This is a genomic window from Dyadobacter fermentans DSM 18053 (assembly GCF_000023125.1).
Lineage (GTDB): Bacteria > Bacteroidota > Bacteroidia > Cytophagales > Spirosomataceae > Dyadobacter > Dyadobacter fermentans.
Map to the genome: position 1 here is coordinate 5903070 of NC_013037.1, position 21308 is coordinate 5924377.

General features: G+C 51.5%; 21 protein-coding genes. 7 read left to right on the forward strand and 14 right to left on the reverse strand.

The window, feature by feature from the left end:
• Positions 1 to 3: 3 nt before the first annotated feature.
• The 6 genes from DFER_RS24310 to rplU all read right to left on the reverse strand — a co-directional run bounded on the left by DFER_RS24310 (position 4) and on the right by rplU (position 5171).
• Positions 4 to 1068, reverse strand: coding sequence for a substrate-binding domain-containing protein (locus tag DFER_RS24310; protein WP_015814321.1), 1065 nt, complete (start codon positions 1066 to 1068; stop codon positions 4 to 6).
• A 423-nt stretch (positions 1069 to 1491) separates the two neighbouring features.
• Positions 1492 to 2544, reverse strand: a complete 1053-nt coding sequence (locus DFER_RS24315; RefSeq protein WP_015814322.1) for a ferredoxin--NADP reductase — start codon at positions 2542 to 2544, stop codon at positions 1492 to 1494.
• 23 nt (positions 2545 to 2567) lie between these two features.
• Positions 2568 to 3662 (reverse strand): hypothetical protein, encoded by a 1095-nt coding sequence (locus DFER_RS24320; RefSeq protein WP_015814323.1) that lies wholly within the window; start codon positions 3660 to 3662, stop codon positions 2568 to 2570.
• Between the two features lie 80 nt (positions 3663 to 3742).
• Entirely contained in the window at positions 3743 to 4339 is a 597-nt protein-coding gene (locus DFER_RS24325; protein ID WP_015814324.1) for a NifU family protein, read from the reverse strand.
• A 180-nt stretch (positions 4340 to 4519) separates the two neighbouring features.
• On the reverse strand, positions 4520 to 4798 hold the full coding sequence (rpmA, locus tag DFER_RS24330) for a 50S ribosomal protein L27 (protein ID WP_015814325.1): 279 nt from the start codon (positions 4796 to 4798) through the stop codon (positions 4520 to 4522).
• A gap of 61 nt (positions 4799 to 4859) precedes the next feature.
• Positions 4860 to 5171, reverse strand: coding sequence for a 50S ribosomal protein L21 (rplU, locus tag DFER_RS24335; protein ID WP_015814326.1), 312 nt, complete (start codon positions 5169 to 5171; stop codon positions 4860 to 4862).
• 350 nt (positions 5172 to 5521) lie between these two features.
• Between rplU and DFER_RS24340 the strand changes: the two genes are divergently transcribed.
• The 6 genes from DFER_RS24340 (at position 5522) to DFER_RS24365 (ending at position 9923) form a co-directional block, all read left to right on the forward strand.
• Positions 5522 to 6175: a thioredoxin family protein gene (locus DFER_RS24340; protein ID WP_015814327.1), complete on the forward strand. Its 654-nt coding sequence runs from the start codon at positions 5522 to 5524 to the stop codon at positions 6173 to 6175.
• Positions 6176 to 6195: 20 nt separating this feature from the next.
• On the forward strand, positions 6196 to 7107 hold the full coding sequence (locus DFER_RS24345) for an SMP-30/gluconolactonase/LRE family protein (RefSeq protein WP_015814328.1): 912 nt from the start codon (positions 6196 to 6198) through the stop codon (positions 7105 to 7107).
• A gap of 123 nt (positions 7108 to 7230) precedes the next feature.
• The gene (locus DFER_RS24350) at positions 7231 to 7911 is read left to right on the forward strand and encodes a DUF1361 domain-containing protein (protein WP_015814329.1); all 681 of its coding nucleotides are present in this window, start codon (positions 7231 to 7233) and stop codon (positions 7909 to 7911) included.
• Positions 7886 to 8260, forward strand: a complete 375-nt coding sequence (locus DFER_RS24355; RefSeq protein WP_015814330.1) for a diacylglycerol kinase family protein — start codon at positions 7886 to 7888, stop codon at positions 8258 to 8260. The genes DFER_RS24350 and DFER_RS24355 overlap by 26 nt, the downstream gene beginning before the upstream one ends.
• Before the next feature lie 136 nt (positions 8261 to 8396).
• Entirely contained in the window at positions 8397 to 9554 is a 1158-nt protein-coding gene (locus DFER_RS30795; RefSeq protein ID WP_015814331.1) for a hypothetical protein, read from the forward strand.
• Between the two features lie 72 nt (positions 9555 to 9626).
• The gene (locus tag DFER_RS24365; RefSeq protein WP_015814332.1) at positions 9627 to 9923 is read left to right on the forward strand and encodes a winged helix-turn-helix domain-containing protein; all 297 of its coding nucleotides are present in this window, start codon (positions 9627 to 9629) and stop codon (positions 9921 to 9923) included.
• A gap of 82 nt (positions 9924 to 10005) precedes the next feature.
• On the opposite strand, the gene DFER_RS24370 is transcribed toward DFER_RS24365, so the two are convergent.
• Positions 10006 to 10503, reverse strand: coding sequence for a DUF2911 domain-containing protein (locus DFER_RS24370; RefSeq protein ID WP_015814333.1), 498 nt, complete (start codon positions 10501 to 10503; stop codon positions 10006 to 10008).
• A 184-nt stretch (positions 10504 to 10687) separates the two neighbouring features.
• Here DFER_RS24370 and recG point away from each other — a divergent pair, with 184 nt between their 5' ends.
• On the forward strand, positions 10688 to 12808 hold the full coding sequence (gene recG, locus DFER_RS24375) for an ATP-dependent DNA helicase RecG (RefSeq protein WP_015814334.1): 2121 nt from the start codon (positions 10688 to 10690) through the stop codon (positions 12806 to 12808).
• A 3-nt stretch (positions 12809 to 12811) separates the two neighbouring features.
• Here recG and DFER_RS24380 read toward each other — a convergent pair whose 3' ends face one another.
• The 7 genes from DFER_RS24380 to DFER_RS24410 form a co-directional block, all read right to left on the reverse strand.
• On the reverse strand, positions 12812 to 14155 hold the full coding sequence (locus DFER_RS24380) for an FGGY-family carbohydrate kinase (RefSeq protein WP_015814335.1): 1344 nt from the start codon (positions 14153 to 14155) through the stop codon (positions 12812 to 12814).
• A gap of 127 nt (positions 14156 to 14282) precedes the next feature.
• Positions 14283 to 14978 (reverse strand): GDSL-type esterase/lipase family protein, encoded by a 696-nt coding sequence (locus DFER_RS24385; protein WP_015814336.1) that lies wholly within the window; start codon positions 14976 to 14978, stop codon positions 14283 to 14285.
• Positions 14979 to 15054: 76 nt separating this feature from the next.
• Positions 15055 to 15756: a hypothetical protein gene (locus DFER_RS24390; RefSeq protein ID WP_015814337.1), complete on the reverse strand. Its 702-nt coding sequence runs from the start codon at positions 15754 to 15756 to the stop codon at positions 15055 to 15057.
• A 6-nt stretch (positions 15757 to 15762) separates the two neighbouring features.
• Positions 15763 to 16431 (reverse strand): outer membrane beta-barrel protein, encoded by a 669-nt coding sequence (locus tag DFER_RS24395; protein ID WP_187293403.1) that lies wholly within the window; start codon positions 16429 to 16431, stop codon positions 15763 to 15765.
• 237 nt (positions 16432 to 16668) lie between these two features.
• Positions 16669 to 17982 carry a TolC family protein gene (locus DFER_RS24400; protein ID WP_015814339.1) on the reverse strand — a complete coding sequence of 438 codons (1314 nt, stop codon included), beginning with the start codon at positions 17980 to 17982 and terminating at the stop codon, positions 16669 to 16671.
• Positions 17983 to 18002: 20 nt separating this feature from the next.
• On the reverse strand, positions 18003 to 18665 hold the full coding sequence (locus tag DFER_RS24405) for an ABC transporter ATP-binding protein (protein WP_015814340.1): 663 nt from the start codon (positions 18663 to 18665) through the stop codon (positions 18003 to 18005).
• Between the two features lie 234 nt (positions 18666 to 18899).
• Positions 18900 to 21308 (reverse strand): ABC transporter permease, encoded by a 2409-nt coding sequence (locus DFER_RS24410; RefSeq protein ID WP_015814341.1) that lies wholly within the window; start codon positions 21306 to 21308, stop codon positions 18900 to 18902.

The following is a 21308-nucleotide window of genomic DNA, read 5'->3' on the forward strand; positions in this document are numbered from 1 at the left end:
TCGCTACTGGGGATCGAGGTAGTAATCCAGGTTTTCTTTCGTGATAATGTCAAGCGGAAGGAACTTGATAGCCGGGATCTCTTTCTTGAAAATCAAATGGTTGGCCAGTTGGTGAATGCCCCAGTATCCCTGGCCCAGCGGGTTCTGGTTGATCAGGAAATCAATAATGCCCTTATTGAGGTATTGCTGGTTATGTTCGATCAGGTCGTAACCTACGAGTTTAATGTCCGTTAATGCATTCTTTTCGAGGTAGGCGGCCACTTCAAATGCCTTCGAATTGGTGACGTACACCGCGCCGAGGTCGGGGTATTGCTGGCGGAGCTCGTCGAGCTGCTTGTCCGGCCCTTCTTCATCGGGGAAATTAATCTCCTTACTGATTACTTTAAACGTATCGTCCAGCTTTTCGCCTTTGAAATAGTCGCGGAAGCCGTCTTCTTTGGTAATCAAATGCGCCGAATTGGAAATATCCTCGTTCACGTGCGCAACCAGCACCGTTCCGGGCGAATGCAGTCCGAACCGAAGGATTTTAGCCGCCAGCGAGCCGCTACGGTAAGAGTCCTGGCCAATGTAGCACAGCGGGTTCACATGTTCGATCTGCGTGTTGAAAAGCACATAAGGAATGCCCATTTCCTCCCATTCCTTAAAAAACGGCAATGCTTCCTTGTAAAAGATAGGCGCAATGAGCAGTCCGTCCGGATGCTCGCGTGTAACTTCTTTGGCTTTCGCGATGAACGACGGCTCGGCATGTGAGTTGAAAATGAACTTGCTGATATGCACACCATATTGCCGGAGCTCTTTCTCGGCCTTTTCGAGGCCATCATGCGGCGCTTCCCAGTACGAGTCGAGGTTGGGGTCGGGGATGAGGGCGGCGAGGTTGAATGCCCGTTGCGATTTCAGGGATTGCGCTATCAGGTTGGGCTCATAGTTCAGCTCCTTGATGATCGCCAGGATTCGTTCACGCACATCGTCGGCTACCCGCCCGCGGTTATGTAAAACGCGGTCCACCGTGCCTTTGGAGGTCTGTGCCCGCTCCGCAATATCTTTAATTCTGACAATTTTCTTTTTCACACTCGACTATAATTCAGGGATTTTTGGTACCAGTTCAGCAAATCTAACAAGTAATTGGCAAGATGGGCGAAATAGTGCATTTCTAGTAAAAGCCGACTATTCAGAACAAAATGATTCAAATTTTTTCTATAATAAATTTGAGATTCTGACCGCCGGCCATTAGTTTTACCTGACAGAAAACCACTATAAGAAGCCCATGTCGTGTACGAACCCGGCGTGTCTTTTGTAATGCGTGCTCGAACACTTTTTTAAATTTTGTTAGGAAAATCCGATTTGGCAAGTAATTTTGTAAATAAGATAAGAAAGAAAATTTTATTCTTTAATACTCCTAACCTTTAACCTTTTCAGGAATTCAATCATTGAAATTCCTCTAATCCTAAACCTAACAGAAGCGTACGGCATCGTCTGTGCGCTTCTTTGTTTTTACTGCTGCCTGAATTCAACCACTACATTATCGCTATCCACATACGCCGAGCAGGTAAGTATCCAGCCTTCCGCGAGGTCGCGGTCGGTGAGGACTTCGTTTACACTCATATGCACGGTACCTTGTGTGCACACCGCGGCGCACGAGGAGCAGCGGCCGCCTTTGCAGCTGTAAGGCAGCTGAATCCCTTGGGCCAATGCGGCATCCAGCACGGTAGCATGCGCCGGAACGAGCAGGTTGTGAACGTTGCCATCGTAGCGGAGCGTGATATGGTGCGGGTGCGAAACCGGCGGCGGTGGCGGGGGAGAGGTGATCACAAAGTTCTCCTTGCGGATTTGTGTGCCGTGGAAGCCCATGAAATGCAGCGTGATGCCAGCGGACCGCATTAGCTCGAAAGGCCCGCAAATGAAGAAACGGGCGTCCTCGCGCCTGTATCGAATGGATTTCGCCACGAGTTGTTCCAGTCGCGTGTTGTTGATCCGTCCCTGAATGCCGGCCCATTCCTCGGTAGGCTGGCTGTGAATGTGAACGACGTGGAGCCGCTCGGGAAACCGTGCCTGCCATTCGATAATGTGATTCCAGAAAAGTGTGCTGCGCACATTCCGGCTGGCGTAAATGAGCGTTACGTGGCTGTCCGTTTCCTGGGTAAGGGTTTGTTTCAAAAGTGAAAACAGCGGTGTAATGCCGCTGCCCGCGCCGATCAGCACGATGTCGCGTTCGCCTGCATCGTCTTCTTCCAGTACAAACCGGCCCGACGGTGCGAGTACGCGAAACGTGTCGCCTGCTTGGACGAGATCGATCCAAAACCGGGAAATCTCGCCATTAGGCACTCTTTTTACGGTGATCGCCGGAAATTCATCCACGCCCGGCGCCGAGCTCATCGAGTAGGAGCGGCGGACCTCGTGCCCATGCATGTTGATCAGGAAAGTGAGAAACTGGCCTGCCTTGTAATGCAATGTGCTACCGTCGAGTGTTTCGAAGACGAACGTTTTGGCATCGTCGGTTTCGCGGATGATCTCGCGGAGTTTCAGTGCTATCGTGTGGTCTGCCATCGTTCGTTGCTCGTGTTGGATATTTATAAAGCGCCGCGGGGCTGCTGCTGGTTCCAGAGTGCCTCATATTCGGCCAGGAGCGTCCAGCAATGCGCCTCGCATGTCCAATGCATATGCACCAGCGGGTTTACCGACAATTTGTATAAAAGCGGATGTTCGTAGGCCGTGAGCAGCCCGGCTATGAAAAAGTAAAAGCCCTTGAAATCCCGTTCGGTAAATGTCTCCACCGGAATGCGTTCCTTGCGCACCCCAAAGCGCATGAGTGATGTGGATAGCAAAACCCGGTCCATGCGGTTGCGGGTATTTTTCAAAAGGTTTTCGGTATCGAGGATCAGCTGCTTGCGGATGGGCTGTAATGCGGGCGGATCGAAGGCCGCTACGAGCCTGGACACGTGGTAAATGATCAGCGGCGTGCGCGGATATTGGTGTGCGCATCGAAATGGGGCAGTAATGTACCGTCGCGTTTCAATGACCGAACGGATGTATTCCAAGCTCGCCTCGTCGTGCACATTCAGCGGTAATTTGTAGTGCAAAATGCAATACAGCATATTGGTGAGCACGCTCACATCAAATTCGACATACATATTCTTGCCAAACCACGTCGAGTACGCCGGCAGCCGTTTGTACTCGGGATAGGTGTTCCTGATCCACAGTTTGGCGCCATTGGCGTGCAGCGTGAGTTTATCTTTTAGCCAAAACAACTCCTCCTGCGAGGGCCGGGTGGTGAGATAGGCAAATGCCGTGTCGTCGATATCGTCCGGAATGCGGAAGTGTTCGAAGCGCCGGAACCACTTACCGTTCGGAAAGTGGCGCGAAGGTTTGGTTTTCCAGAAGTTGTAGGTTTTCAGGCCGTCCTTGTTCTGGAAATCGGGATAGTTGGCGGTTACCGCGTTGTGGATTTCGTCGATTTTAGCTTGACTTTCCGCGCTGCAAAACGCGCGAATGCATTGCAGTGTGAATGCCGAAATGGCCGAAAAGAACATTGTGGTGTCGGGGCGGCGGTAACCCAGCATGGAGTTGGACCGCTGCGCCGGGAAAATGCCTTTGGGGAACAATGCATTGCCGGTCGATTGCAATGCCCGAATGCGGTCTATAAATGCGTCCAGCGGTGGGTTCATGCGCCGAAACTAACAAAACACGGCAAAAAAAGAAACCCTGCCGCGCTGCGACAGGGTTTTAGATGGATATGTTTGAGGCATTAAACGCCTTCGGCTACTACTTCTTTCACGTCCGGCACCATGCGCGTGAGCAGGTTTTCGATACCGGCTTTCAATGTAAGTGTCGACGACGGGCAGCCGCTGCAAGAGCCTTGCAAAAGCACTTTCACCACGCCCGAACCTTCGTCGAACGAGTGGAAGTTGATCGCGCCACCGTCCGATTCAACCGCCGGGCGCACATATTGATCCAATGCAGCCTTGATTTTCTGCACCGTGTCGGAATCGCGTGCATCGACGATCAGCGTGTTGGTATCGATCGTCTTTTGCTCGAATACCGGATGATTTTCTTCAAAATAGATCTTGATGAACTGCTTCGTGTCGCGCAAGACTTCTTCCCAGGCAATGTCGTCGCCTTTGGTGATGGTAATGAAGTTGCTCGCGATGAATACGCGCTTCACGTGCGGAAACTGGAACAGGTCGGCCGCAAGCGGCGACGCCTTGCCTTCTTCCAGCGCAGCTTCGAGCGAAGGATAGTCAAACGAAAGCCCATCGGGCACCAGCTCGAAATTCAGTACGAATTTCATGGAGTTGGGGTTGGGGCTCAATTCGGTATATACAAAAACGGGTCGTGACAGCATTGGATGGTCGATATTGATAGGGTATAAAACAACTTTCCGGTTTAGAGAACACGGAACGGGTGCTTTTGGTTTGGCGACAGGCGTATTAACCAATAAAAAACCCGTCAAACAAATGCCTGACGGGTCTCTTTTAACTTCATTCGGGAAGCGGACTTCCGGAAGTAATGTCGTTGCGTTGGCTTATGCTTCCGCAGCAGCTTCAACCGCGATCGGTTCGATGTGAACGTAAGATCTGTTTTCACGGGTCTTACGGAACACCACGTTACCATCAACCAATGCGAACAATGTGTGGTCGCGGCCGATACCTACGTTTTTACCTGGGTTGTGCTTGGTTCCACGCTGACGAACCAGGATGTTACCTGCTTTTGCCAACTGGCCACCGAATAATTTTACACCAAGACGTTTGCTTTCCGACTCACGTCCGTTTTTCGAGCTACCTACACCTTTCTTATGTGCCATGATATCTTATACTTAAATTGTAATTTCCTGTTTTGAACTGTTTCAGGCTTCCGCCCAATCATTAGGCAACGATTTCGTCGATGCTGATTTTGGTCAGATACTGACGGTGACCGTTTTTAACACGGTATCCTTTGCGGCGTTTCTTTTTGAAAACGATCACTTTTTCACCTTTCAGGTGTTCGAGAACAGTTGCTTTTACAGAAGCGCCTGCTACTGTCGGAAGACCTACCTGTACTGTGCCTCCGTTGTCAACGAGTAGGACTTTGTCAAATACAAGTGCAGCGTTCACGTCACCTTCAAGCCTATGCGTGAAGATTTCGCGACCCTTTTCAACTTTAAATTGCTGACCTGCGATTTCTACGATTGCGTACATGTTAATAATTATATTAAACTGGATTCAAAATTTGAGGTGCAAAGATAAGTATAGGGTGGCAGAATCACAATGCATTAGGAGGATTATTCGTCTTTTTTTGATATCTCGCGATCGGGCCGCATGCATTTCAGGGTAAAAGGACATTCAGTTGTCTTTTCCACAAGCATCCCGCCGGCAGATTTATCGGCATCCGAAATGGTTATAAATGCTCAAAAAGCTACCTTTATATGATCCGCGGGGGCAGGCGCGTTTAGACATGGAGCGTAATGTGGCTCCTTAACAAAATTTAACGGGTGGCGCTTTTACTTTTCCCTGATATTGGGGTCTAAGAGACAGTAGATTTGGAAAACATGAAAATAAGAATCAGTCTGTGGGTTTCGATGATTTTATGCCTGTCGTTGCTGGCGGGCCCGGCCTCGGCGGAAGATGGCGAGCGGGGAGCGAGCAGGCAATCCCAGAGAGGTTATCAGGTAGGCGATGCGGTGTCTAATTTCCGTTTGAAAAACACCAACGGAAATATGGTGTCGCTCTCGGATTTTGCCAGTTCCAAAGGTGTAATCGTCGTTTTTACCAGTAACCATTGCCCGTTCGCGAAGGCCTACGAGGACAGGATCATTGCTCTGAACAACAAATTCGCAGGCCAGGGCTTTCCGGTGATCGCCATCAACCCGAGCGATCCGGGAACGCACCAGGACGATACATTTGAAAAAATGAAGGAGCGGGCTGCTGCCAAAAATTACGGTTATCCTTATCTTGTCGACGACGCACAGCAGGTAGCCCGGGCATTCGGGGCCGCGCGCACGCCGCAGGCATTTGTGTTGCAGAAAAACGGTGCGCAGTTTGCCGTGCGGTACGTGGGCATGATCGACGACAACCCGCAGGATGCTTCCGGCGTCACCAAGTTTTATGTGGACGAGGCCGTGACCAACCTGGCCGGCGGGAAGCCGGTCGTGACAACGCTCACCAAACCCGTGGGCTGCGCCATCAAGTGGAAAAACCAGTGATTTTTTGATGAAATTGCCCTATGACCAGATTTTTACCTATCCTCCTCTCCATCACGTTGTTAGCACCGGGAATCGGGCAGGCACAGACAAAAAGTAAGAAATTTTCGAACGAAGGGGAATTTACGAGCAATTGCGAAGGCCCCGCCGTGGACGAAGACGGCAATGTGTACGCCGTCAACTTCGCGCGCGATGGCACGATAGCGCAGCTCAGCAAGAAAGGCAATGCCAGCTTTTTCGTGACTCTGCCCAAAGGCAGCACGGGCAACGGGATCCGGTTTGTGGATAAAAACACTTTCTATGTCGCCGACTTCACGGGGCACAATATCCTGAAAGTGGACATGGTTACGAAGGACGTTTCGGTGTTCGCCAACGAGCCGAAGATGAACCAGCCCAACGACCTGGCCGTAACCGCCTCCGGCCATATTTTCGCATCCGACCCGAACTGGAAGGAGGGAACCGGGCAAATATGGCACATTACCCCCGAAGGAAAAGTGAGCCTCGCCGTTGGAAACATGGGAACTACCAATGGCATCGACGTCAGCCCCGACGAGAAGAAGTTGTACGTCAACGAAAGCGTGCAGCGCAATGTGTGGGCGTTCGATCTTGCGCCGGACGGTACATTGTCCAACAAGAAACTGCTGCATCATTTCGAGGACGGCGGCATGGACGGCATGCGCTGCGATGTGGCCGGTAACCTCTACATCACCCGGCACGGCAAGGGCGAAGTGGCCGTACTTTCGCCCGAAGGAAAAGTGATCCAGACCATTCAAACAATAGGCAAGAAGGTTTCCAACATCTGTTTCGGGGGCAAGAATGGCAAAACCTGCTACATTACCCTGCAAGACCGCGGCTGTCTGGAAACGTTTAAAGCCAAAACTGCCGGTCGTGAATGGGCCATGATGAAGGCATTCATCGCCAACAGCAAGAAGTAGCCGTTTCGACCGCGGACGCATTCCTTATGTAACCTTTTGATTTTAAATGCAGCAGACTTGCTTGCAGTTTCCGTTTGTTTTACATTAACTTTGCATTTCAAAGTACTTTAAAACAATTAGACAATGCTGAGAAACCTGGTCAACTATCTGGAAGGCAATTTGAAAGTTGCGCTCCTTGCATTTGTTTCTGCCGCTGCAATGGCATTATTGTCAGTCAGGATTCTCCTGGAAAGCTGGCATTTCGTTTTTCTTGCCTGGAACCTCTTTCTGGCCTGGGTGCCGCTGCTGTTTATCAAATGGGTTTGGGAAATGGAGAAGCGCCGGCCTGCGCCGTTCGGTATCTTGATGATTTACCTGACGGTATGGTTGCTATTTTTCCCTAATGCGCCTTATATCATTACCGACCTGAAACATTTGCGCGGTGTGCCCGAAAATATGATCTGGTACGACGCATTGATGATTTTTACATTCTCACTCGCGGGATTTATGACCGGCCTATACAGCATCCGCATCGTGCACCGGATCATCGCCCACCGCTGGAACGAGCGCCTGGCATGGTTCGCGATCCTGAACTCGATGATCCTGAGCGGATTCGGGATATTTCTGGGACGCTACGGACGCTGGAACAGCTGGGACATTATCACGCAGCCCGGCGCGCTCGCCAAAGGCATTTACCGCAGCCTGCACGACCCGCTGGCGATCAAACACACCATTACGTTTTCGTTCGTGCTCATGTTGTTGTACTTTGCGTTCCATATTTTTGCCGAACTGAAACAACATGAACGGACCCATCGATATTCTTAAAGCCGTCCGAAGCTTCCGTTACGCAGGGGCGGGCATTTACAGCCTGTTCCGCTACGAAAACAATGCCCGCATTCACCTCATCGCCTGCGTGGTGGTAGCCATAGCAGGCGTATTTTTTGATCTCTCAGCTACCGAATGGTGCATTATAGTGATCCAGATCGGGCTCGTCTGGGCGGCCGAGGCCTTCAATACGGCCATCGAAAAACTGGCCGATCTCGTGTCGGCCGATTACCATCCGGTCATCAAAGTGGTGAAGGATACAGCGGCCGCCGGGGTGCTGCTGCTGGCCATTTCGGCGGTAATAGTGGGAGGGATCGTATTTATCCCAAAAATCGCATTGCTGTTTTAACACCGAAGCCGCTATGTCTGACCACATCCGATAATTCTTGACCACGCGTGACCATTTCTGACTGCATTCAACATCAGTGGACACGCCCGACTATTTCTGACAATCTCTGACTGCTACTTTACATTGTGATACATTTATGAGCCCGAATCAGGATTCTTTGCATACTTTGAACGAGATCCGCAACCTGATGGAGCGGTCGTCCAAATTTCTTTCACTTAGCGGGTTAAGCGGCGTCTTTGCCGGTATTTTTGCGCTTATCGGAGCCGGAGCGGCCTACATCCGCTTCAAAACGGACTGGCTGGTAGATATTCTGGTGCCTCTGGGAAGCTATCAGGGGGAATCGCGGCAGGATGTGATCGGTTTCTTGCTCGTCGACGGCATTTGCGTGCTGGTATCGTCGCTCGCGATAGGCATTCTCCTCACGGTGCGCAGGGGACGCAAAAAAGGCCTGACCGTTTGGAACGGCAGCTCGAAGCGGCTGCTCGTAGCCATGCTGATACCGCTCGTAACGGGCGGTGTGTTTGCATTGGCAATGCTGCATTACGGCTTTATCTGGCTGGTTTTCCCCGTAACGCTGCTTTTCTACGGTCTGGCGCTCGTGAATGCAAGCCGCTTTACTTACCCGGAAGTGTTTTACATGGGTATTTCCGAAATCGGAATCGGTTGCGTAGCGCTGTTTTTGACCGGCTATTCGCTGATATTCTGGGCAATCGGGTTTGGTCTGTTGCATATCGTTTACGGCCTCACCATGTATAACCGCTACGAAAGGGAGAAGCTGCCGGGCGGCCAGCTGCCGGGCGGGCAGCATCCTGGCGGGAATATGCCCGGCGGAAAATCCGGACTTGCCGTGGTGACGCTGCTATTGATCGCCGGCTCGGTTTGCCAGGCGCAGGTGCGTATTCCTTCGGACAGCACGGTGGCAAAAGCGAGAAAATGGTATGATAAGGAAACCATTTATTTGAGAAATGGGAATAGTTTTGTCAAAAACAATGTCCTTTACACGGGGCAGAAGGCTTTGCGGAACGAATTTATGGTGTCACCGGAAGGGCTCGGCCTTTACCTGAAATCCAGAAACACACGCAGCATCGGCCTGGTTATTTCGCTGGCCGGCTCGGCAGGGTCAATCGTTTCGTTGCTTTCGGGCAAACGCGACAATCTGAAAACGTTTTTCTGGGTATCGGTAGGAACGGGTCTGGTCGGCTCGGCATTCACCATGGCGGCCAACAACCAACGCGACCAGGCTGTGTGGCTCCGTAACCGCGACGCAATGCTGTTTTTGGAAGCCAATCAATAGCGGGGCGACCCATAAATCAACGCCCGGCGTAAGGCGCCAGGCACTCGACGTCCTCGTAACAGGGAACCAATAATGGAGTGGTTAGAAAAGTTTAATAAGGTATTCGAAAGCAAGATCAGGCTCGGGCTCATGTCCGTGCTCGTGGTAAACGATTCCCTCAGTTTTAACGAATTGAAAGAGCTGCTGCAACTCACCGACGGCAACCTGGCCTCGCATTTGAAGGCATTGGAAGAAATCAAATACATTGAATTCCAGAAACAATTCAACGGTCGCAAACCGCTGACGACCTACAAAGCCACCGAAGACGGCCACAAGGCATTTACGGAGCATTTGCAGGTTTTGGAGAATATGATTAAGCAGAATTTATAGCTAGGGAGGATGGAGGAAGGTAAAAGGGACGGGGTGCTATTTTTGGTAGCACCCCGTCCCTTTTTACGGTAAATTCATTTTGTTACTTCACAGGCACGGAGAAGCCGACTTTATCCCATTGGAAGTCCAGGGAGTTGTCTTTGACGGTGAAAGTCAGTTTTTCTTCCGAGTTCGGGTAAGTTTTGTTGGGAACGGTGATTTGCGCTACGTCTTTGCTTTTGTATTGGTCGTATTTGTAAGCGCCCCACTGGCCGAGCTGGCTGTTCAGGATGATGGTCCACTCTTTTTCGTTAGGCGTAGCGAACATCGTGTAAGTACCCGCTTTAACAGCCTTTCCGCCGAATGTAACGTCTTTCTTGAAAGTGATCGTCGTTGCGCTGTCCGCGCCGATGCGCCATGGCTTGCCGTAAGGTTCGAGACTGCCGCTGCCCTGCTTGCCGAAGAGCACGCGTCCTTTCTTAGATGGCTGGCCGTAACGGACGCTCAGGTTCTTGCCGTCGGCAGTCACGTGCGGGCTTTGCGCGGAGGCCCAGGTGAATGCAATCAAGGTCAGGAAAAGCGATAACAAGGTGGTTTTCATAAGTCGTGTAGATTTTGGTAATGGTTTGGTGGTTTGAGAAATACGAAGCAGCAAGTAAAGCATTAGCAAGTTGTGAATCAAGCGGGTTGTAGCCAAAAACGGAAGAATAGCTACTCCGTTAACAGAGATTAACATTTGCACCCTGCAAACCGGGTTTTTGGGGATTTCAGTTTATATTTGAATAATGACTTCTGCAACAAACCCATCCGTTAGAACCCGTTTTTTCGACACCAAGATCGAATTCCTGAAAGGCGTGGGGCCGCAAAAAGCTGCCTTGCTCAATCAGGAACTGAGTATTTTTACCTTCGGCGACCTTATCCAGCATTATCCTTTCCGGCACGAAGACCGTAGCGTGTTCCACAAGCTCAGCGACCTGAACGAACAAATGACCGCCGCCCAGGTGAAAGGCCGTTTGCGGGAATTTTCCGTGATTGGGGAGGGAAGCAAAAAGCGGCTGGTCGGTACATTCCAGGACGGGACGGGCTTTCTCGATTTGGTTTGGTTCCAGAGCATTTCGTGGTATGAAAAGTGGCTGAGACGCGGCGGGGAATATATCGTTTACGGAACGCCCGTGCTGTACGGCGGGAAATGGAGCATTACCCATCCAGAAATAGAAGTGCTGACGCCGGAAAACGCGTCGGCGGGCTATTGGCAACCCATTTACCCGCTTACCGAAAAGCTGCGCAAGAAGTTTCTGGACAGCAAGGCGCTGAGCAAAATGATGCGTAACCTGCTGGAAATCGCGCATACGCACATCCGCGAAACGCTCCCCGCGCCGCTCGTCGAGAAATACCGGCTCGTGTCCAAAGCGCAGGCATTGTGGCATTTCCACTTGCCGCAGGATAACCGAACACTGCACCAGGCGCAGCGACGGCTGAAATTCGAAGAGCTTTTTTACAACCAGTTCCGGTTAATCAAAAACAAGCTGCTCCATAAGACGGAGTACCCGGGACTGATATTCGATAAAACCCTGCTCGTGAAGGAATTTTACGAACAGCATTTGCCATTTAAACTCACCGGCGCGCAGATCCGCGTGCTGCATGAGATCCACGAAGACCTCAAAACAGGTAAGCAAATGAACCGCCTCCTGCAAGGCGATGTGGGCTCCGGAAAAACCATTGTGGCGTTCATTACCATGCTCTTTGCATTGGATAACGATGCGCAGGCCTGCCTCATGGCACCCACCGAAATCCTCACCGACCAGCATTACCAGGGCCTCAAAAAGTTTGCCGACCTGCTGGGCGTGAACATCGCGAAGCTGACGGGCTCCACCAAGAAAAAGGAGCGCGAGGTAATCCACCGCGAGCTGCTGAATGGCACTTTGCACATCATCGTTGGCACGCACGCATTGATCGAGGACGCGGTGCAGTTCAAAAACCTCGGCCTGTGCATTATCGACGAACAACACCGGTTCGGGGTCGCGCAGCGGGCCAAGCTTTGGGCTAAAAACAAACGCATTAATCCCCACATGCTCGTGATGACGGCCACGCCCATTCCCCGGACGCTCGCGATGACGCTCTACGGCGATCTCGATATTTCGGCGATCAACGAGCTTCCTGCCGGACGCAAGCCCATTAAAACGGTCCATCGCTTTGATAAAAACCGTTTGCAGGTCTTTGGCTTTCTGAAAGAAGAAATCGCCAAGGGCAGGCAGGTTTACATGGTGTATCCGCTGATCGAAGAATCGGAGAAAATGGATCTCAAAGACCTGATGGATGGTTATGAAAGCGTGGCGCGGGCATTCCCAGGCGTGCCGCTGAGTATCGTGCACGGCAAAATGCGGTCGCAGGACAAAGACTTCGAAATGGGCCGCTTCGTGCGCGGCGAAACGAAAATCATGGTCGCGACGACGGTGATCGAAGTGGGCGTGAATGTGCCGAATGCGTCGGTGATGGTGATCGAGAATGCGGAGCGCTTCGGATTATCACAGCTGCACCAGCTGCGCGGCAGGGTAGGGCGAGGCGCGGAGCAATCGTATTGCATTTTGATGACAGACTACAAGCTGAGCAAGGATACCAAGCTGCGCATCGAAACCATGTGCCGCACCAACGACGGTTTTGAAATAGCGGAAGTAGACTTGCAGCTGCGCGGTCCCGGGGATATTTCGGGAACGCAGCAAAGCGGTCTGGTGGATTTATTGGTAGCCAACCTCGCCCAGGACGGCGAGATTCTGAAGGCGGCACGGGCATCGGCAGAGGAAATTCTCACCACCGATCCCGATCTGCTCCAGCCGGTTCACCAACCCATTCGCAGCCATTTGGAAAATCTGCGTAAGGAAGAAACCAACTGGAGTCGGATCAGTTGATCATCAAGGTTTTATTTCACGGATTTCACCAGCGAACTCGTAGGTCTGCGGGCGTGTCACGTGCAATGCGGCGCCGAGTGAAGTCGCGTAAGGCAAGTCCGACACGTATACTTTATGGTTCGGATAGTGCCTTGCCAGGAGTTTTGTGAATATTTCGTTGCGGGCAAATCCGCCATCGACGTAAATGGCATGTACATCCTTGATATTCACCAGGTCCAGCGATACGAAAAGCAGTTCGGTGAGGCCTTTCAGCAAATGGTGGTAAGCCGCCTCAGCCGAAGAAAATGCGCTGATCTGCCATTCCTGGGTGTTCGGTTCGGGGAAAGGCCCATTGCCGGTCATGCAGGCAGTGTAGAATTTCGGTGTGTCCTGTTGCAGGATTGCTTCGTCGAAAGCTACATTTTTGTAGAAATCAGGGGCTACTTTGAAATATTCTACAATGCGAGCCACCTGGTAATCATGCTCACGACCCATGAAGAGGCGTGAAGCGGTAACACCGCTGCCTTCCGGCGTAAGGTAATTCATGCAATCGCGTTCCAACTGATAGGAAGTCAGTGGTTTAGATGCAAACGAATTGAAATTGATACACCAGGTTCCCGTCGAAAGCAATACGAACGGCTTTTTAACAGCCATGCGGTAAGGGATCAGCGCCGAGGAGCTGTCGTGCAGCCCGAAGCCCGACTGAATGCCCTTGTCGCCATGCCGGTAAATGAACGACGACGACGCCAGCACGGGCGCAAGTTTCTTATGGATGCCTTCCTGCTTCACCCACTCGTGGTAATCCCACATTTCGAAGCTCCACAATGCGGTGTGGCAGCCCAGCGAGGTGTAATCGCTCACTTTGCGGCCGGTGAGCAGGTATAATATGTATTGCGGTAAATGCAAAGTGGTGGCGATCTGGCTATAAATCTCCGGTTTGGTGTGTTTGAGCCAGTACAGCTGCATGCCCGAGTTGAGCATACCCATCGCCGGTGAGCCGGTTTGCAGGGAAATACGCGTAGGGTCGCCGTAGGTGCTGTAAAATTGCTTCAAAAGTTCTTCCGGGAACGGTTTGAGGTACGAATACAGCGGGGTAAGCGGGCGGTTCGCGGCGTCGAGATGCACGAGGCTCGCCCCGTAACCGGCTACGTTCACGGCCTTGATGTCGAATTCCGGGTTCGCCAGCAGTTCGGCCCAGCGGTCCTGCACCCATTTCGTCAACAATTCACAATCTTCGGTAGGAAAGCCGTCTTCGTCAACTGTTTCGGGGAGGGATTCTGAAAACTCGTGAACGATGTCATACTTTTCGTTGAAAAGTACATACTTCTTATTGGTCCTGCCAATATCAAAAACCGCTGTTACTTTCATTAGTGGAATATCACTTTTTTACCCGGAAATGTATTTTTTCGGTCAATATAGTGACTTTACGTTAAAACCAATACCCTTATCTGTTCTTTTAAAATCTTTCCGAAAAACCGTAAAGTGCAGGATACTTTCAGACTGATTTTTCCAGTATCGGGCGGAACACTTTCGTCCATCTTTTGTAACCTTCCTCGTTCATATGCAGGCTGTCGCTCACGAAGATAGCGCCGTCCGGGCGGCCGTCTTTGAGCATCACCGGCCACACGTCGATGTAATGGTGGTTCTTATCTTTTCTAATATAATCCTGGATCAGTTTGTTGGCCTTGATCACATCCTCCCGCTTCGCCCACCGCGACGGCGAGGGTTTCAACGACACGCCGTAAAGCTGCACGTCCGGCTGTTGCGCGCGGAGCTTTTTTACGAGCGTCACATACGCGTCGCGCACCTGCTCGGGCGATTTTGGTTTTTTACCGAACATATCGTTTTCGCAATAGATCACGACCGTTTTCGGCTTGTATTTGGAAATCGTGCGATCCGAATAATGGATCACTTCGGGTAATGTAGAGCCGCCGAAGCCGCGGTTGATGATCGGCAGCGGCGCAAGATCTTGCGCGGCACCCTGCCATTTGGTAAATGAAGAGCTACCTGTGAAAACTATTCCGCCCGGTGCAGGCATTTGTGCGGCGTCTTTTTTCTCGAATTCCTTGATCGCATTTTCCGAACGGGTAACATCATAGTCCGGCTCCCACGGCGCGGCAAGGTTGGTTGTCTGGGGTTTATGGCAGGCGCTGAATGCCGCGAAAAGGACAACTAAAAAATGTTTTTTCATTATAAATAAAAAGTGGATATGGCCTTAAAAGCCATATCCACGGGGTTTTTAATGTGTTTTAAGCGATTATCTTCAATTATTTCATGCCATAAAAGTACCGGAATCCCAGCCCGATCGAACCGGACGACAGGTCCGGCGCGAACCGGTAGCTGAGCGCGCGCGAATCGCTCTTTGCATATTGTCCGTCCGGAAGAGGATTGGCGGTTTGCTTTGAATACCCGAATCCATACGAAACGTTAATGGGGCTTAGGAAGGCAAAGCTTCCGTAAATGGCCCATTTGGGTGCAACGCGCCACGCGATCCCGGCGCTCACTCCCAGGTCCAGCGAAAATACGTTTCCGTGCAGCTCTCTTACGATTACATTGTTATTGAATTCGACCTCGTTTTTCACCGCATAAGTCACCCCAGCGGACGGACGCGCATACAATGCGAACTTGTCGTTCAAAGGTTTGTAAAATTCCCAGAACCGGTTTACACCAAAACTGAGTGATTGGATCGGCTTCGGATCGACGTTGAAATTCCTGAGTTTTTGATGGACAAGTCCGTGGTTAAAGCCCCAGCCCGTGGCAAATGTGCTGCTTTTAAACTTTCCCACTGATACATTTATATTGTGAGAGTACCGTTTGTTATGGCTATCGAAGTTCTTCGCTTTGGAGTCGTAAGCATTCAGGTAGAACGAGCCGCTCACGAATGATTCGCCCTCCCGGAATTGCGCCTGCGCCATCGAATGAACCATTATTGATGCGACGATTAAAATTTTGGTCGTAAGGTTTTTCATGGCCGATTAGTTTTTAGGTTGGATATAGCGTGCAATGCGGAGGGAGAAGTAAGACGGGAAGTTTGTATTCAGGCCAGATGAAACCGTAATTTCCCTGCCGTTGTCCCTGGGGAATGGGAAATAGTTGAAGCCGAGGGAGAGAAAGTTGGTGTAGGCCTCCACCGACCATTTTTTGTTCGGAAAAGTGTAAACCACTCCTGGCTTAACAGTGAGCCCATACTGCCAATAGTCGTTTTTGTCGGTATCTATACTCTTATTTATCACCTTCGACCAGGAATAATTCGGCCCTAATTCGCCGTGGATGAATATCGCCCATCGGTCGTTCATACTGAAATACCGGCGAATGAAAGGTAACAATTGGAGGTTCTGGCTCAACGAGCGCGACTCGAAGTCGGAGGATTTGATAGCGGTCTTTTGATAAGTCAAACCATACCTTAATCCAACACCCAGCATGACTTTGTCGGACACGAACCATCCCAGCTGCGCCTCAGGAGAAATGGCCGGGCGGGAAGTTTTATTGACCTCATTATCGTATGCCGGAACTTCATCCCTGGAAAACTCGCCGGAAAAATTAACCGTCGCTCCCCAGTACTTCATCCCTTTTTGCAACTGCGCATGCGCGCTTCCTGCGCCCAACGCGAGGGCTGGCAGTAACAATAGAAAAAGTTTTTTCATGGTCATTCATTTTTAAATTTGGTTACCAATATACATTCCTTAATGTAACCACCTAATCATTTAAATTTATTTAACAAAAAAAGAAGCAGCCAATGCGCCTGGCTGCTTCTAAGAATTACCGATACCAAATTTAACCTAACAGTCATTAGGGCTTTAAGCTAAGCCTTAGGCCATAAGCTGAACCCGATTAATGTCTTCCTGCATAAAGCTTATAGCCTATCGCCTACTGCTTACAGCCTAAAAAATCCCCTGCCAGTTGCCCTGGCGGTAATATTGTAACAGTCTTTGTTGCATCAGATAGTCATATTTCGCCTGAATGGCGGTGCCCTGGGCTTGTGCCAGCTTGGCCTTCGAGAGTGTGTATTCGAAAATACTCGAGACACCGGCGTTGAACTTGCTCTCGACCACCGCAAATGCCGCTCCCAGTGATTCTACCTGCCCTTCGGCCGCCGCGTATTTGTCGGCCATGGTGTTCAGGCTGAGCACGGCGGCTTCGATCGCCTGGCGGAGTTGCTGGTTGGCGATGTCGAGGGTATTCTGGGCCTGGCGCTCCTGGACTTTCGCCAGTTCCACACGCGGCCGGGTTACCCAGCGGCCCATGATCGGGATGTTTAGGCCGAGCGTGATAGAACCATTCCGCGTCGCATTCAACTGGTTGAAATAATCAAGGTTCTTGTTGGTGGAAGCGTAAAACGCACGCACATTGGTGTTCAGGTCCAGCGACGGATAGTTCAATGCCTTAATCGACTTCACCAGGTACTTAAAACTCTCGCGGTTCAGTTCGGCGCTGCGTATTTCCGGGAATGCTTTCGAAGCATGATCATACAATTCCGTGGCATCCGCCGCAGCGGGCGTAATGTTCTCCTTCGGCAGCAGCGGTTCGAACTCTACCTGGTCGTCGGGCGTGATGTTCATCCGCTGGAACAATGCGAGCCGCGCCGTACGGTAATTGCTCAATGCCGTTACCTGCAAAAATTTGTCATTGGAAAGCTGAGCTTTAATCTCCGCAAGAAGGTTGTTACCGGCGGTCCCGGCGTCTACCTGCCTCTGTACCTTGTCCACCTGCTGCTGCGACGAAGCCAATTGCTGGTCGGCTGCTTCGAGCAATGCCTTGGTTGCCAGTACATTCACGTAGCCTTGCATGAGCAGGATCGTTTGCGCATTCAGCACGGCAATGCGGTTTTCCATCGCCGACTCTTTGAGCAGTGTCCCCTGGCGTGCCTGGTTTGCAAGTCGCCCGGCCTGGTAAACGGGTAACTGGAATCCCGTACTCACCGAGTTATAGGTATAAAGCTGGTCGATATACTCGTTGGTGTACTGGTCAATGCTCCGGCCGAGGTTAAGACTCTGGTTGGCCGAAATATAGATTTGGGGAAGAATTTGTGACTTTGTCTGCCGTAGCTGCGCCTGCGCCGCTTCCGCCTGCAATGTGCCCTGCTGGTAAATGAGGTTGTTTTTGGCCAGCAGGTCCACGCATTCGGCGAGGCTCAGTCTGGTCTGGGCCTGCCCGAGGAGAGGCAGGAGGCAGAAAAGTAAAATAATGCGTTTCATGGCTAATAGATTGATTCAGGTCACGCCAGCCAGCCGTCCTTCAACCGGACGATCCGGTTGCCGTAGCCCGCGTTCGTTTCGGAATGGGTTACCTGGACGATGGTGACTTTGTCTTCCTGGTTAAGTTTTTGAAATAATTCCATAATCTCGATCGCCTGTTCCGAATGGAGATTTCCGGTCGGTTCGTCGGCGAAAATCACTTTCGGGTTGTGCACGATTGCCCGGGCAACACCCACCAGCTGCTGCTGGCCACCCGAAAGCTGGTGCGGGAAAAGGTCTTTTTTGGCAACCATATTGAAGCGGTCGAGCAGCTCGGCCACGCGACTTTTGCGTTCGGAGGACGACGTGCCTTTGTACAAAAGCGGTGTTTCGATGTTTTCATAAACCGTCAGCTCGTCGATCAGGTGGTAGGCCTGGAACACGAAACCGATGTGGTGACGGTGCAATTCGGTGCGTTTCTTTTCGGAGAGCTTCTGGACCGGCTCGTCGAGGAAAAGGTATTCGCCTTCGGACGGCTCTTCGAGTAAGCCGAGAATATGCAGGAGGGTGGATTTGCCGGAGCCGGACGGGCCCATTATCGACACAAACTCACCTTCTTTAATGTTCAAATCAATGTGGCGCAATACATAGGTTTTGCCAAAACCTGCCGGGTAATATTTGGATATCTTTTCTAACTGGATCATAAAAAGTTGGAGTTTGAGATTTGGTATGTAATAACGGACAACATGTCCTAAAAACAAATGCGTACATCCGCGTCTCTTATGCCAGTCCTATTTTAAAAAGGCTTGCCAAAAGTGTAAAGAATTGACTGTCAGTTAATTTTGAATTAAACCTGCCTGCCTCGCGTCCGATACCGTACAAAATGTGTACGCATTCGGACGCGGTACGGACGGACGTTCGCCGGTGCAGAAATCCACCTATTCCGACCGCAGAACGCGGACCGGATCGGCGGCCGACGCGCGCATGGCCTGCGCGAATACCGTCACCAGCGCCAGCCCGAGCGCCGCCATACCCGGCGCCGCGTACATCCACCACGACATTCCCGCATGATAGGCGAACTGGCCGAGCCAGGAGTGCATCAGATAATGGCCCGCAACCGACGCCAGCGCAATGGCGACTGTTATGGTCCTGATGAAATTGCGGGAAAAAACAATGGCAATATCGAAACCGGTAGCACCCAGCACCATCCTGATGCCCGTTTCGCGCCTGCGCTGGGCAATGGCCAGATGTGCCAGTCCGAATAGCCCCAGGCTGCAAATGAGAACGGAAACGATCGTGGCGGCATTGATGATCCGTTGCCAGCGCAGTTCGGCCGCGTAGGCCTTTGTATTGGCGTCGTGTAGGAAGGTGTATTCAAAAACAGCGCTGGGTAGAATGGTTTTGAACGTTTTTTCGAGCTTCCGGACCGCGAAATGTTCCTCTCCGCGCGCTATTTTGACCCATAATGCATCGCCTCCGTGATGTGCGCTCATGGGCATGACCAGCGGTCCGATGCGTTCTTTGAGGGAGCTGAAATGGAAATCGCTCACGACGCCGATAATGGTAAGCCCCTGCGCGCCGAAACGCTCATCAGGCATTAGTGTTTGCCCGATCGGGTCGGTCATGCTGGTTTTCCGGACGAACGCCTGATTTACCAGCACGCCAAACTGCCCATCGGAAGCAAATGCGGGTGAAAAGTTGCGGCCTGTAAGAAGCTTCATTTCCAACATCGGCAGATAATCAGCATCTACCGTACGCACATTTGTCAAAATTTTTTGCCCCTTCACCACTACATCACGAAGCCCGAATTCGCCCGAAAGCGACACCGGCCCGAATGCGGGATCACCGGCCAGTTCATGTTTGAAACGGTCGTAAATCTGCTGAACGTTACGCGCGCCACCAATCCCGATTTTGACGATCCGGTCGGGATTGTAGCCAAGATTTTTGGAACGGATAAAGTCCATTTGTGTGTAAAATACGACGCTGGCAATGCCCAGCAGCACCGCCATGGCAAACTGGAACACCATCAGCACATTACCAGCCGGATTGCTGCCCGCCAGCCGGGCTTTTGCATAAAGTGTTTCAATGGGGTTCAGTCGCGAGATTAGCCAGGCGGGGTAAAGCGCCGCCAATGCAATAGCGACAATAAATATGCCTGCGATCCAGCCAAGCAATCCGGGGCTCCACAGGCGGTGGAAGGGTATATGCTTTTGTGCCAGCTCATTAAATGCCGGCAGGAAGAGGATCATGATCAGCAATGCAAGCGCCATCGCTATGCCCACGACGATTGCCGATTCACCAAGAAATTGCGCGATAATAGCGCCGCTTCCACTTCCCGTAGCCTTCCGAATCCCAACTTCCTTCGCCCGCTTCATCGACGACGCGATTTGTATGTTGATGAAATTAATACTCGCCATTAGCAGAATAAAGCCGGCCATACCTATAAAGATGTAGGAGTAAATGGGCCTGCTCGTCATCACAATGCCCGATTCGATATTCTGGTTAGGGATTGCCTGACCATTCAAATGAATGTCAGTCATTTTTTGCAGGCCATAGGTGATCGCCGATGCCTCAGGCTGGTCTTTGCGCTGGGTTTGGGACAATGCGTGGGCAATGCGATTGAACTTTCGCACCACTTCCGTTGCACGCGCATCGGCACGGAGGACGATAAACGTGCCCAGGTAGGCATTCAGCCAGCTCGTATCCTCGAACGACAATTTCATGAATTCGAACGGAAAGAGTACGTCGAACTGAATAGAGGAGTTGGTCGGCGGATCTTCCGTTACGCCGGTAACCACCAGCGGCTTTCCAAGTCGCATGGCCGACGGGTCGGCGTCCATTTCCAGCAACTGGCCCACCACGTCCGTGCGGTTGAAAAACTTCAGGGCCGTGCGCTTCGACATAACCACCGAGTTGACATTCCGCAATGCCGAGCGCGCGTCCCCGTGCAGTAATTTGAATGAGAATACATCAAAAAACGACGAATCGACGAAGAGGAGCTGCAATTTGAATGCATCGTGACCGTGCCGTACATCGCCGTAAATGTCGCCGCCCATCACGCGTGCATAATGCGTAATCTCGGGCATACGTGCCTGAAACGCCGGTCCCTGCACCTGCCCGGTGCCGCCAGTGGAGATGGTCTGGCCGTGGTCGCGGTAGGTGCTGGTGATGCGGTAGAGATGCGGATTGGTCGCATGAAAGCGATCGAAACTTTGCTCGTCGTGAATGTAAAGCCCGGCCATAAGCGCGCAAGCGGTAGCCACCGCCATCCCGGCTACATTAATGACCGCATACAGCCTGCCCTGCCAGAGCTGCCGCACTGCAATTTTAAAGAAGGTCTTGAACAT